Source organism: Bacillus canaveralius (assembly GCF_002860125.1).
GTDB classification, from domain to species: domain Bacteria; phylum Bacillota; class Bacilli; order Bacillales; family Cytobacillaceae; genus Bacillus_BJ; species Bacillus_BJ canaveralius.
The window spans coordinates 205,123-218,124 of record NZ_PGVA01000014.1 but is presented as its reverse complement, the minus strand read 5'-3'; the positions used below and the strand labels follow the sequence as shown (position 1 = coordinate 218,124).

Genomic DNA, 13,002 nt, shown 5'->3' with positions numbered 1-13,002 from the left:
GAAAATGAACGCGTTCGTCCTTGAAAAACAGGGAACACATAGTGTCCCCTGAAATTGGAAAAATTACCGATTTCGAACCTAGATTCTGCACGGCTTTGCATGCTATTTCAGGTAGATCGAAAACTTCATTTGCGGTCGTTTCTATTTTTATTTTTTCACCTGGTTCATTACTTCTTCTGCAAAATTCTCTTCACGCTTTTCTAATCCTTCACCGACTTCGTAACGGACAAATTCACGAACCGTTGCACCTTTTGACTCAACAAACTGGCGAACTTTTTGATCCGGATTTTTAACAAAAGGCTGGTCAAGCAGACAAACATCCTCAAAATATTTTGAAAGGCGGCCTTCGACCATTTTTGCAACAATATTCTCAGGCTTGCCTTCATTTAACGCCTGCTGCGTTAATACCTGGCGCTCGCGGTCAACTTCTTCTTGAGACACTTCTTCACGAGAGACGTATTTAGGGTTAAGCGCAGCGATGTGCATGGCAACATCCTTCGCTGCTTGCTCTTCAGTTGTTCCTTCTAGAACAGTTAACACACCAATGCGGCCGCCCGCATGCAAGTATGCACCAAAAGCATCGCGATCTGTCTTTGTTTTTACTGCAAAGCGGCGTAGAGATAATTTCTCACCGATTTTTGCGATTGCTGCATTAATATGCGCCTCAACTGTTGCACCATTGTCCATAGTTTGCGCTACTGCTTCTTCAACAGATGCCGGCTTGTTCTTTAGAAGATGGTCAGCAAGTTCCTTAACAAGAACCTGGAATCCTTCATTTTTCGCAACAAAGTCCGTTTCTGAATTCACTTCAAGGATCACTGCGTCATTTCCTTCAGTAAGGATGTAAGTAATCCCTTCAGCAGCGATTCGGTCCGATTTTTTCGCAGCTTTGGCGATTCCTTTTTCGCGAAGGTAATCAATTGCGTTTTCCATGTTGCCGTCAGTTTCTTGAAGCGCTTTTTTGCAGTCCATCATGCCGGCTCCAGTTTTTTCACGTAATTCTTTTACCATTTGAGCAGTAATAGCCATAATGATAGTTCCTCCTTGAATGTTGTTATGTAAAATATTTGGTGGATCATCTTTAAAAAAAGGTGATAAAGGGTGCTCCCTATTATCACCTTCTTAAATTTAACGATTAAGCAGTTGTTGTAACTTCTTCGCCTTGCTTAGCTTCTAAAATAGCATCTGCCATTTTACCAGTAAGAAGTTTCACTGCACGGATTGCGTCATCGTTTGCAGGAATGACTACATCAATTTCATCCGGATCACAGTTTGTATCAACGATACCAACGATCGGAATGTTTAATTTATGAGCTTCTGCAACAGCGATGCGCTCTTTGCGTGGGTCGATGATGAAAAGAGCATCAGGAAGAACTTTCATATCTTTAATTCCACCCAGGAATTTTTCTAAACGTTCTTGTTCTTTTCTTAATTGAACAACTTCCTTCTTAGGAAGAACTTCAAAAGTTCCATCTTCAGACATTCTTTCGATATCTTTCAAACGTGAAATACGCTTTTGGATTGTTTCAAAGTTTGTTAAAGTACCACCTAACCAGCGCTGGTTAACATAGTACATACCAGAACGTAGAGCTTCCTCTTTAACTGAATCTTGAGCTTGCTTCTTCGTTCCAACGAAAAGGATTGTACCGCCGTTACCAGCAAGTTCCTTTACGTAGTTGTAAGCTTCTTCAACCTTTTTAACTGTTTTTTGAAGGTCGATGATGTAGATACCGTTACGCTCAGTGAAAATGTATTTTTTCATCTTAGGGTTCCAACGGCGAGTTTGGTGTCCGAAATGTACACCTGCTTCAAGCAATTGCTTCATTGAAATGACTGACATGTTTTTTCCTCCTAGTGGTTTTGTTTTCCTCCGCTCGCATCATCTTTATACTGCAACTGCCTTTGGCAGCACCAGCAGCATAAATCCGCAAACGTGTGTATTAACACCATGTCATAATATAGCATATGTCTAAATCACAATCAAGTTATTCCTGCTGTTTTTGATTAAATTTAAGCAAAAGCTCAATTTCTGTTTTGCCTTTGTGCAGTTTTTTGGCAATTTCAGCAGGATTAAGCCCCTGTTCCCTCAGCCTGAAAATCTGGTTTAACTGCGTTTCTTCCTGCTTTGCCCCATTCAAGCTCTGATCGTTGGGATCGGCTGGCGCGGGCGTGTCAATTCCTGTCTCATCTACCTGATTGCCGCTATTTTGTTTGTATGCTTTTACGGCATGATAAGCTGTCGCTTTCCCAATTCGCAAGGAGCTGTCAGCCAGCGCGATTGCATTGTCAGCATCGGGGTTGAACTCTTTGTTGCCAGTACCTTCGTCTAATACCGAAGATAAGCCTTTATCTTGGACGATGAAGCGGCCCGTTTCGCTTTTTAAGCTGAATTTTTCGATAAACCGTTCGTTCTCTTCTTTCATTTCCAGTAAATAAGCAGAAATGATTTCTTCCATTTCGCTAATCAGTCTGGCCTGGTTTTTTTCCGCCTCAAAAAAACGGTTTTGCCGCAAGTACAGTAAAATGATTGCCAAAATGGCAACCACATTTAAAATAAAACTAATAAACAAAAAGAATGTTGTCACGATATCCCTCTATCCGCTGTAATCAATAATCGTTCCTTTATATGGATGAAGCTCTTTCGCTGCTTTTTTGTCTTTTTCCTGTTTGCTTTCCTGTTTTGAATGATCTTCCTGCTTTTTGGATTGATCCTTGCTCATTTTCACTTCGCCCTTGTGCTCATTCTTTTGTACAGTCTTTCGCTGTTTTTCTACGTTTTTCTGGACGCTCTCAGCAGCATGCTCAATGAGATGCTGACCCCGTTGCTGAAGTTGCTCCTGTATTCGTCCAGCATCCTGTGTCCTTGGAAGGGCGACCTGCATCTCGATCGATTTAAGGCTCAAGATTATCACTTCCCATCGGAAAGACTCCTGCGTTAAGTTTATATAAATCTGCTGACGCACCTTCTCTCGGGCGCAGCAGTTTAAATCACTTTATCAAGTGCCTGCCTCAATTTATACAGTGCTTTTGAGTGGATTTGTGATATTCTCGATGTCGACAGGTCCATCACTTGGCCTATTTCAGTCAGCGTCAGTTCTTCTTTGTAAAACAAGCTCAACACAAGCTGCTCTTTGTCATTCAGCTTTGTGATCATTTCCGTCATTTCAGAAATAATTTCATTCTTAACGATTTTCTCTTCGGGAGTTTCTGTCTTATTGTCTTTTAATACGAAGGACTGGCTTTCAGAATCATCCTGATCTGCCGGCTGCTCATCCATTGAAAGAACATTGGCAAAAAAATGCTCATTCATCGTGGTATAAACTTCTTCTTCTGTTATAGCCAGTTCTGCAGCGATTTCCGCTACTGTCACATTTCTCATATTTCTTTGCTCCAACAGTTCGGTGGCAGCTTCTATTTTTTTTGCTTTGTCCCTGGTGCTTCTCGGCAGCCAGTCCTCTTTCCGCAATCCATCGAGAATCGCGCCGCGAATCCGAAAAGAAGCGTATGTATCAAATTTAAGTTCCCGGTCTGGGTCGAATTTTTCTAACGCATCATATAATCCAATCATTCCAAGACTTCGTAAATCATCCCTTGAAACGATTTTAGGAAGGCCGACCGCTATTCTTTGCACATGATAACTTACGAGCGGAATATATTTCTTGACTAATAGATTCCCAGCCTGCGCGTCGCGATGTTGAACCCACTTATTCCATATTTGTTCATCGCTTGTTGAAATCTGTGTCATGGCAATCCTCCTTATACGTCGTCCACCTTCAATTATTGCTATTATACCAAATTATTTCCTCTATTAATATAAGCTTAGATGCTTGTTTTACAGGCAAAAACTAGAAGTTTTTTTGTATTTTCCAAACTCTGCTTCTTTTTTATATTGCGTCAATAAATAAAAATCAGCCCGTATTACACGAATGCAGGCTGATTTTTGCGGGATTATTAAAAGTGCCGAATTGTTTAGGAATTTTTTTATTATAGGATCGATCATCTTCAGGTATTGGGTCCTTCCCGTTTATTACAACTCGTGAATCCCCTTGTTTACAGTCCGAATCTGCAAAATACCTGTACTAGGATTAAATTCAATCGTCCGACCGCTATTTCCACCTAAATCTTCCCCGGCAAGCGGGATATCTAAAAAGGCCAGTTCCCTTTTCACAGCTTCAACGTTTCTCGGGCCAATTCTCATCATGTCATTTGTGCTCGCAAATTGAAACATTTGCGCCCCGCCAGCCATTTTGGCTTTTAAACTGTTTGGGCGAGCCCCGTTTCTGGCCAATCCTGACACGAGTTCTTTTATGGCCGTATCGGCGTACTTTGCAATATTAAGCGTACCTGTTTTCGCAAGAGAAGAATCCGGAAGCATAACGTGGGCAAGTCCGGCAATCTCCATGATTTGGTCGTACACTACTACTCCGACACAGGAACCCAGACCGGATGTTCTGATAAGATGGGGTGCCTTTACAATATTCATATCAGCTATCCCTACCTTAACAATCTGTAAGCATTCATTCATCGCCTGCAACCCCTAATGCCTTAAAAATAATCTGAAAAGATTCCGGATCTGGCAGCAGGAAAAAGTGTCCTCTTACACTCTCAAAATCTTTCATTTCATCCTCGTTCAGAGCGGTGTCAATGACAATGGCATAATCGCTGACCTGGGAAAGCTCTATTAATCCATAGCTGATAATCGCACCTACCATATCAATGCCTAAAGCAGGCACCGACGGGTATAGAGATAGATTGGTAAAATCAGATAATGACGAAAGGTACGAGCCTGATAAAATATTTCCAAGCTCCTGCAATGCCGACATAGCCAGCTCATCATATGGCGGGTTATCAAAGCTGAACCCGGAATCACCGATCATTTGCCTAATAAAAGCGGCTGCCTGTTCAAGCGGCAGAACAAAGAACATACTGCCGGGCGCATCCCCTTCAATCCGCAAAAACACGCTGGCAACTACATTTTCCGACCCTCCGGCCATTTCCATCATTTCATCAAAAGAAACAACTCTGACATTTGGCACTCTCATGTCTACTTTTTTATTAAGTAGCGTGGACAAAGCGGTCGCTGCATGTCCTGCTCCAATATTGCCAATTTCCTTCAAAATATCCAGGTGCATGTTGGAGATTTTTTCGATAAACATTGAATTATCCCTGAATTCCGGCTAAAACATGAGTCTCTTCAGTACTTAACACCTTTTCCAGATCGATTAAAATTAATAATCTTTTGTCAATCTTGGCAACTCCGCTTATATATTGTGCTTCTAAAACACCGATTACTTCTGGAGGAGGCTCAATCGCTCCTGCCGGTATATCGATGACATCATTTGCCGCATCAACAATAAGGCCAACTTCCATGTCTTCCAAAGCAACAATAATCACACGAGTGCTGTCGCTATGGTCCGTTACTTCGATTTCAAACCTGCTTCTGAGGTCAATAATCGGTGTAACCACTCCTCTAAGGTTAATAACCCCTTTTACAAATGGATATGTACGCGGAACTCTCGTAATATGCTGTACTTTTTCAATCGAACGAACCTGGCTGACAGGTATCGCATACTCTTTTTCTTTAAGTTGGAAGATAATCACTTTCATTTCTGCCGTTAAATTGTCAGACATATGGCTTCACTCCTTTTTATAAAATCCAGTCTAGTTTTCCAAGTCAAGCCCAGGACAACCCGGGCTGAACCACTATTTAATCAAAGCATTACAATCGACAATCAAAGCAACCTGTCCATCTCCAAGGATTGTAGCTCCTGAAATCGCAAACACGCTGTTTAAGTAATTTCCTAATGATTTTAAAACAACTTCCTGCTGCCCGATAAACGAGTCAACAACAAGGCCAGCCATTTTATCCCCTTTTCGGACGATGACGACAGAATAAAATTCATCATCTTCATTATGTCCAGGCACATCGAAAACTTCCTTCAGGAATAAAAGCGGTACGACGCGGCCGCGGAAATCGATGACCTTCTCATTATGTGAGTACAAAATTTCTTCTTTCTTGACGATCGCTGTTTCAATAATCGAAGACAGCGGTACGGCAAATTTTTCTTTTTCAATTTCAACGAGCATAACCGCAATGATCGATAGTGTCAGTGGCAGCTGAATCGAGAAGACAGAGCCTTCGCCCTCTTTTGAATCTATCGATACCGATCCGCCGAGGGATTCAATCGTGCTTTTTACAACATCCAATCCGACTCCGCGTCCGGACACATCGGAAATTTTATCAGCCGTAGAAAAGCCGGAAGCAAAAATAAGTTCATAGATTTGCTTTTCTGTCAGTCCTGCAGCAGCTTGCTCTGTGATGATTCCTTTATTTAAAGCCTTTTGCAGAACCTTATCCTTATTAATACCGGCGCCATTGTCTTCAATCTCAATGAACACATGGTTGCCGCTGTGGAATGCTTTTAATACGACTGTACCTTCTTCACTTTTTCCTTTAGCGATTCTTTCCTCGGGCGTTTCAACACCATGGTCAATCGCATTGCGAAGAAGATGGACTAACGGATCACCAATTTCATCAATCACGGTCCGGTCAAGCTCTGTTTCTGCACCGATAATCTCTAAAGCTATCTTTTTATTTAAATCGCGGGCAAGCTGGCGAACCATGCGCGGAAAACGGTTAAAGACGGTTTCTACCGGCACCATGCGCATATTCAATATAATATTTTGCAAGTCTCCCGAAATCCTGGACATTCTTTCGATCGTTTCGTGGAGTTCCTGATTATTCAAGTCGCGCGATATTTGCTCAAGGCGCCCTCTATCAATGACAAACTCTTCAAACAAATTCATCAAAATATCGAGTCTTTCAATATTAACCCTGATCGTTTTACTGCTATTATTTGCCTGTTTGCCTGTGCTGGTTTTTTTCTTATTATCTGCCTTGGCAAGTTGTGTCGGCGACTCGGCTGTGTCCACTTCGTTCGCAGCAACTTCCGTTCGGACCACGTCCGCACTTTCCCGATCATTTTGGCGGTAGGCTTCCAAGACAATCGGAGTTGCTTCTGCCTTTTCAACTTCGGAAACCTTCATGATTTTCTTCTGAATGTCCTCTTTTGGTTCCTTCGAAACAATCGTGACGGAGAATTCCTGGTCAAATTGTTCCTCTTCAAGCTGATCAACAGAAGGCGTTGATTTGATTACTTCACCAATCTTCTCCAATACTTCGAAAATCATGAAGACTCGGGCAGCTTTTAGCAGGCAATCTTCCCGTAAAGCAATCGCAATTTCGTACGCTTCAAAGCCTTGCTCTTTTGATTGTTGAAGTACCGTTAATTCAAATTCATCATAATCGTTTTTCGCTGAGGCAGAACCTTCCGCTACCGCAACAGCAACTTCTGCTTTGCTTGTCGGTTCAATCGGGCTTTGGCCGAGTTCAATCAATTTCAACTTGTCGACAACCTCGGTAACATTGCGCCTTCCGTCTCCCCCTTCAGCAATCGACTGGACCATCGCTTCAAGATCATCGACCGCCAAAAAGATAACATCCAAAATTTCAGCGCTAAACGAAATTTTTTCATTGCGGATCGCATCAAGAACGTTTTCCATCTGATGGGTCAGGCTCGCCAAATCTTCGTAGCCCATTGTAGCCGACATTCCTTTCAACGTATGTGCAGATCGGAATATCTCATTTACAATCGCTAAATCCTGAGGATTTTTCTCAAGCTCCAGCAGGTGCTGGTTGCATGATTGCAAATGTTCTTTGCTTTCTTCAATAAAAACTTCTAAATATTGGTTCACTTCCATATGTCTTACACCCCTCGGCTGTTAAACGTATTTCATAATCGTTTCAGCAATATTTTCAATACTTTGTACTTCATCAACAAGTTTTGTGGCTATTGCAGCTTTGGGCATGCCGAAAACAATCGACGTTTCCTGTGATTCAGCTATCGCTTTCACCGTCCCATGCTTTTTCAATGCAGCCAGGCCCATTGACCCATCAGAACCCATGCCTGTCATAATGACGGCTACTTTTGAATAATCCGTAATATGACTGACTGATTCAAACAAGACATCAACAGAAGGACGGTGTCCCCCATGCGGTGCTGTTTGGTCAAGCTGGACAGCCAGGCTTGTTCCGACTGCTTTGATTTTTAGGTGATAGCCTCCCGGAGCAATATAAGCAACCCCGTTTCTGATAATCTCACCAGCTTCTGCCTCTTTAACTTGAATTTCCGACAATGAGTCCAATCTTGATGCGAGCGACTTCGTAAACCCCGCCGGCATATGCTGGACAATCAGGATCGGTGCTGCTATCCGGGCAGGTAATCTTGTTAAAACTTGCTGGAGCGCCCTTGGTCCACCTGTCGAAGTACCTATACAAATCATTTTTTTCCCAACCTGATTCCATTTACTAAATCGATTGGATTGCCTATAATCCTGACCGGTTAGTTCTATTTTACTATAATCCGCTACAGAATGAGTAGAATTATTTCCAGATGATGATAATTTTGCCGCCTGCTTGATATTTGCCTTACTGGCGTGGAGAACTTTTTCGATTAAATCTTCTTTAACTTTATGTAAATCCAGCGAAATCGAGCCGGAGGGTTTTTGGATAAAATCAATCGCACCATATTGCATCGCCAGCATCGTATTTTCAGCCCCATCCCGGGTGGTGCTCGACAGCATCACCACAGGTACCGGGTTTTCTTTCATAATCTGCTGCAATGCTTCGAGCCCGCTCATAACGGGCATCTCTATGTCCATTGTCACAACATCGGGTTTCAGGGCACGAATTTTTTTTATCGCATCTTCACCGTTTCGGGCTGTACCGGCGATATGTATACGCGGGCTTTCGGAAAGAAAGTCCTGGATCAATTTCCGCATAAATGCTGAGTCATCTACAATTAACACGTTTATTTTTTCCACACTGCCGCCTACCTCTCGAACAGGAATCTCTTTAGCCTTGAGACAAAATGAAAACCTCTGGAAGCAGAGTTTTCTGAACGGTCAACGGCCAGGTTCACATGCCGTCTCGCGATTTCCTTTATAGCCCGGGCCGCAGCCGCTTTATCATTGTAGACAAGCAGCGGTGTTTGCCTGGCAACGGCAAGCTGAACGTTCCGATCATCGGGAACGACCCCAAGCGTGCTCAGTTCTCTTCCTAAAAATCTTCTTGAAACTGCCATCAGTCGCTGCTGAGTGTCAAGCCCCTCTTGTTCTGAAAAAGCACGATTGACAATAATTTTTAACGGAATTTCCGAATCCAGCAAATGAATATATTTCATGATTGAATAGGCGTCAGTTATCGAAGTTGGCTCAGGTGTTGTGACCACAAAGACCTCATGCACCGACCGCAGGAATTTTAATGATTCTTCATTTATGCCTGCACCCATATCAAATAAAAGGTAGTCATAATCATCAATGACCATTGTTAAATCTTCGACAAATTTCTCCACTTTGTGGTCTTCTAATTTGAAAACCTGCGAAAGACCAGTTCCGCCTGCAATATAATCCATGCCCTCAGGTCCCTTTGAAACAATATCTGCAAGTCCCGCCCTGCCTGAAAAATAATCAACGATTGTATAATCGCTTGAGCTCCCCATTAAAATGTTCAAGTTTCCCATGCCGATGTCCATGTCAAACACTAAGACGCTTATTCCAGTTTGCGCAAGGGCTACCGAGAAGTTCAATGAAAAATTCGATTTCCCTACGCCGCCTTTTCCGCTTACAACAGCTATCGTTTTAGTCGTTTTCCCTGCCTCATGTCTCTTCAGCCTTTTTCTTAAGATTTCCGCTTGATCATTCATGTCGTTCGACCCCAAGAACCGTATTGACAATGACTTCTGCCGTTGCATGCTTCATGTCATCGGGAACATTTTGTCCGTATGTTAAAAAAGCAATCCCTGTACTATGTTTGTCGATCATGTTGATCATTGCGCCATAGCTTGAAGTTTCATCTGTTTTGGTAAAAATGAGTTTATCGATGTGGATAAGCGAAAACTGTTTATAAATCTCTTCCATATCCTCCTGTTTTGAAGTTAATGAAAGGACCAGGAAGGTTTCGATTTCCTTTTCAAAGTCGACAACCGCTTTTAAATCTTCGACATATTGCCTATTGCGGAAATTGCGGCCGGCCGTGTCGATCAGCACTGTGTCGTAATCTGCAAATTGGCTTGCTGCTTTCTGAAAGTCATCGAAGTTGTAGCAAACCTCGATCGGTACGTTCAAAATTTTCGCATATGTCTTTAACTGTTCGATTGCGGCAATCCGATACGTGTCCGTCGTGATAAACGCGACTTTTTTGTTATGGGCTAAAATGCAATCGGCTGCCATTTTCGCCAATGTTGTCGTTTTGCCGACTCCGGTTGGGCCGACCACATTTACGTACTTTTTCGTAAAAGTGATCCCTCCAAATTGAAGAGATGAAATACGCTTCATTAACTCAGCCTTTAGCCAGGCAAACACCTCCTGATCATCCGCAGTCGCCCCGCCTGTATACCAGTTTGAGACTAATACCGACAATATGTCCTTTTGAATTTCTGTGCTTATTCCCTGGCCAGACATTAATTTTTGTGCGTTCAGGACTGGTTCAGGATAAGAAACAGCATTGTCAGAGCCCCCAAAGCGGACACTGCTGATCAGTGAACGCAGTTCATTAATCTCCCTCGCCAATTCGGGTGGTGCTTTCGCTTCCGGATCTGAACCCTTTCCGGTGTACACCTTGTTGAAAGGAGAATCTGCACGACCCGATTGCTCCGGTTTAACGGGAACGTTTTTTTGTTTTTCTTTAATTACCGGAACCTGCGCAGTTTTCGCGGCAGGGTCGACAGCAGCAATGACTTCAATATTCTTTTTCTTAAAAAAGCCGAAAATTCCGCCAGTCTGGATCATTTTTGAATTTAGAATGACAGCTTCGCTTCCTAATTCTGCGCGAATCGCTTTCATCGCTTCGGGCATTGAAGGAGCAATGTATTTTTTCACTTTCATTACGCACTCACCACCCCGACACTTTGTACTTCTACATTTGCTTCCAGTTCATTGTAAGAAAGGATCGGTATTTGTGGAAAATACCGTTCGGTTAATTGCCGTACATACATCCTGACCGCAGGCGAACAAAGGACAATCGGTGTTTGTTCCATCAACGATAATTGCTCTACCTGTGAAGCAAGAGATTCTAAGATGGTTTGGGACGCAGCCGGATCGATCGATAAAAAGTTTCCATGCTCCGTTTGCTGGATTCCATCTGCGATCAGCTTCTCAGCTTTCCCAGAAAACGTGACAACCTTTAAAGACTCGCCATGTGAATATTGACTTGTAATTTGCCTTGCAAGAGCCTGTCGTACATATTCGGTAAGCAGATCAGTGTCCGTTGTGACTTTTCCAAAATCAGCCAAAGTTTCAAAAATGATCGGCAAGTTACGAATTGACACATTTTCTTTAAGCAGCTTGGCCAATACCTTTTGCACTTCACCTACCGACAATGGATTCGGCGTCACTTCTTCAACAAGAATCGGATAACTTTCTTTTAAATGATCGATTAACTGCTTCGTTTCCTGTCTGCCGAGAAGCTCATGGCTGTTCGCCTTGATCAGCTCCGTTATATGTGTTGACACAACGGAAGGCGGATCGACAACGGTATATCCGAAAATCTCAGCCTGTTCCTTCATTTCCTCGGTTATCCATTTAGCAGGCAGCCCGAATGATGGTTCGATTGTATCAATCCCCTCAATCGAGTCATCTTCACCGCCGGGGCTCATCGCTAAATAATGATCAAGAAGTAATTCCCCTCTTGCCAGTTCATTTCCCTTAATTTTCAGCCTGTACTCATTGGGCTGAAGCTGGATATTATCGCGGATTCTTACGACCGGGATCACAAGGCCAAGTTCAATCGCCAGTTGTCTCCGGATCATCACGATCCGATCAAGAAGATCGCCGCCTTGATTTGTATCTGCTAAAGGGATCAGCCCATAGCCGAACTCGAACTCGATCGGATCGACATTTAACAGATTAACAACACTCTCGGGGCTCTTCATTTCGTCCGTTTGAATTTCTTCTTCGATTTCCTGGAGCTGCTCTTTATTCTGTTCAGGCGAGCGTGACATCATATAACCACCAAATGCGAGCAAGCCTGCAAGCGGAAATGTATAAATATCATTAATCGGCGTTAGCAAGCCGAGTAAAAAGATCGTCGCAGCCGTGATATAAAGCATTTTTGGAAAGGCAAACAACTGTGAAGTAATATCCTGTCCAAGATTTCCTTCTGATGCTGCCCGGGTGACGACGATACCGGTGGCAGTCGAAATTAACAACGCCGGGATTTGCGTCACAATCCCGTCCCCTACCGTTAATAGGGAAAAGTGGGTAGCAGCTTCAGCAATCGGCATCCCCTGCTGGAGCATCCCGATGATAATCCCAAACGTCAAATTGATCAGCACGATGATAATGCCGGCAATCGCATCACCCTTGACGAATTTACTCGCCCCGTCCATCGCTCCGTAAAAATCAGCTTCCCTGCTAATTTTGTCACGGCGCTCGCGGGCTTCATGTTCGGAAATCATCCCGGCATTAAGGTCAGCATCAATACTCATTTGCTTGCCGGGCATTGCATCAAGGGTAAAGCGGGCCGCCACTTCTGATACACGCTCAGATCCCTTCGTAATCACAATAAACTGAATGACAACCAAAATTAAGAAAACAACCAAACCGACAATTACGTTTCCGCCGACAACGAAATCACCGAACGTTTTGACAACACTTCCCGCATTTCCGTTAGAAAGAATCGCTCTTGTCGTTGAAACATTCAGGGCAAGACGAAACAGCGTCAAAATTAATAATAAAGAAGGAAATATCGAAAACTGGAGCGGTTCACTCATGTTCATGGTTGTAAGCAAAACTAGCAAAGCTAAAGAAATGTTAACTATGATTAACACGCTTAACAACCATGGTGGAAATGGAATGATTAGCATTGCCACGATTAAAATTACACCCAGCAATACCGATAAATCTTTTGCTGACATACCAATTCTCTCCTAACTCGCCCCGGTA

At 43.1% G+C, this 13,002-nt stretch carries 13 protein-coding genes; all 13 read right to left on the bottom strand.

Annotation, left to right across the window (positions count from 1 at the left end; genetic code table 11):
• Positions 1–147 precede the first annotated feature (147 nt).
• The 13 genes from tsf to flhA all read right to left on the bottom strand — a co-directional run bounded on the left by tsf (position 148) and on the right by flhA (position 12,974).
• On the bottom strand, positions 148–1,029 hold the full coding sequence (tsf, locus tag CU635_RS07990) for a translation elongation factor Ts (protein WP_101576648.1): 882 nt from the start codon (positions 1,027–1,029) through the stop codon (positions 148–150).
• Positions 1,030–1,135: 106 nt separating this feature from the next.
• Positions 1,136–1,840: a 30S ribosomal protein S2 gene (gene rpsB, locus CU635_RS07985; protein ID WP_101576647.1), complete on the bottom strand. Its 705-nt coding sequence runs from the start codon at positions 1,838–1,840 to the stop codon at positions 1,136–1,138.
• Between the two features lie 145 nt (positions 1,841–1,985).
• On the bottom strand, positions 1,986–2,585 hold the full coding sequence (locus tag CU635_RS07980; protein WP_101576646.1) for a DUF6115 domain-containing protein: 600 nt from the start codon (positions 2,583–2,585) through the stop codon (positions 1,986–1,988).
• A gap of 9 nt (positions 2,586–2,594) precedes the next feature.
• Positions 2,595–2,903 (bottom strand): hypothetical protein, encoded by a 309-nt coding sequence (locus CU635_RS07975; protein ID WP_101576645.1) that lies wholly within the window; start codon positions 2,901–2,903, stop codon positions 2,595–2,597.
• Between the two features lie 80 nt (positions 2,904–2,983).
• Positions 2,984–3,745 carry a FliA/WhiG family RNA polymerase sigma factor gene (locus CU635_RS07970; protein WP_101576644.1) on the bottom strand — a complete coding sequence of 254 codons (762 nt, stop codon included), beginning with the start codon at positions 3,743–3,745 and terminating at the stop codon, positions 2,984–2,986.
• Between the two features lie 282 nt (positions 3,746–4,027).
• Positions 4,028–4,525 (bottom strand): chemotaxis protein CheD, encoded by a 498-nt coding sequence (locus tag CU635_RS07965; RefSeq protein ID WP_101576643.1) that lies wholly within the window; start codon positions 4,523–4,525, stop codon positions 4,028–4,030.
• The gene (locus CU635_RS07960) at positions 4,518–5,156 is read right to left on the bottom strand and encodes a chemotaxis protein CheC (protein WP_101576642.1); all 639 of its coding nucleotides are present in this window, start codon (positions 5,154–5,156) and stop codon (positions 4,518–4,520) included. Before CU635_RS07960 ends, CU635_RS07965 begins: the two co-directional genes overlap by 8 nt.
• Positions 5,157–5,160: 4 nt before the next feature.
• Positions 5,161–5,631, bottom strand: a complete 471-nt coding sequence (locus CU635_RS07955) for a chemotaxis protein CheW (RefSeq protein WP_101576641.1) — start codon at positions 5,629–5,631, stop codon at positions 5,161–5,163.
• A gap of 72 nt (positions 5,632–5,703) precedes the next feature.
• Positions 5,704–7,761 (bottom strand): chemotaxis protein CheA, encoded by a 2,058-nt coding sequence (locus CU635_RS07950; RefSeq protein WP_101576640.1) that lies wholly within the window; start codon positions 7,759–7,761, stop codon positions 5,704–5,706.
• Positions 7,762–7,782: 21 nt separating this feature from the next.
• Entirely contained in the window at positions 7,783–8,883 is a 1,101-nt protein-coding gene (locus CU635_RS07945) for a protein-glutamate methylesterase/protein-glutamine glutaminase (protein WP_101576639.1), read from the bottom strand.
• Positions 8,884–8,891: 8 nt separating this feature from the next.
• The gene (locus CU635_RS07940; protein ID WP_101576638.1) at positions 8,892–9,764 is read right to left on the bottom strand and encodes a MinD/ParA family protein; all 873 of its coding nucleotides are present in this window, start codon (positions 9,762–9,764) and stop codon (positions 8,892–8,894) included.
• Positions 9,757–10,944 (bottom strand): flagellar biosynthesis GTPase FlhF, encoded by a 1,188-nt coding sequence (flhF, locus tag CU635_RS07935; protein WP_101576637.1) that lies wholly within the window; start codon positions 10,942–10,944, stop codon positions 9,757–9,759. Before flhF ends, CU635_RS07940 begins: the two co-directional genes overlap by 8 nt.
• Positions 10,944–12,974 (bottom strand): flagellar biosynthesis protein FlhA, encoded by a 2,031-nt coding sequence (flhA, locus tag CU635_RS07930; RefSeq protein WP_101576636.1) that lies wholly within the window; start codon positions 12,972–12,974, stop codon positions 10,944–10,946. The genes flhF and flhA overlap by 1 nt, the downstream gene beginning before the upstream one ends.
• Positions 12,975–13,002 lie beyond the last annotated feature (28 nt).

What these genes read in the sequence shown, in the direction of transcription:
- flhF (WP_101576637.1), bottom strand. Translation starts at nt 10,944, where the DNA reads ATGAAAGTGAAAAAATACATTGCTCCTTCAATGCCCGAAGCGATGAAA.
- CU635_RS07955 (WP_101576641.1), bottom strand. Translation starts at nt 5,631, where the DNA reads ATGTCTGACAATTTAACGGCAGAAATGAAAGTGATTATCTTCCAACTT.
- CU635_RS07965 (WP_101576643.1), bottom strand. Translation starts at nt 4,525, where the DNA reads ATGAATGAATGCTTACAGATTGTTAAGGTAGGGATAGCTGATATGAAT.
- tsf (WP_101576648.1), bottom strand. Translation starts at nt 1,029, where the DNA reads ATGGCTATTACTGCTCAAATGGTAAAAGAATTACGTGAAAAAACTGGA.
- CU635_RS07960 (WP_101576642.1), bottom strand. Translation starts at nt 5,156, where the DNA reads ATGTTTATCGAAAAAATCTCCAACATGCACCTGGATATTTTGAAGGAA.
- CU635_RS07970 (WP_101576644.1), bottom strand. Translation starts at nt 3,745, where the DNA reads ATGACACAGATTTCAACAAGCGATGAACAAATATGGAATAAGTGGGTT.
- rpsB (WP_101576647.1), bottom strand. Translation starts at nt 1,840, where the DNA reads ATGTCAGTCATTTCAATGAAGCAATTGCTTGAAGCAGGTGTACATTTC.
- CU635_RS07940 (WP_101576638.1), bottom strand. Translation starts at nt 9,764, where the DNA reads ATGAATGATCAAGCGGAAATCTTAAGAAAAAGGCTGAAGAGACATGAG.
- CU635_RS07950 (WP_101576640.1), bottom strand. Translation starts at nt 7,761, where the DNA reads ATGGAAGTGAACCAATATTTAGAAGTTTTTATTGAAGAAAGCAAAGAA.
- flhA (WP_101576636.1), bottom strand. Translation starts at nt 12,974, where the DNA reads ATGTCAGCAAAAGATTTATCGGTATTGCTGGGTGTAATTTTAATCGTG.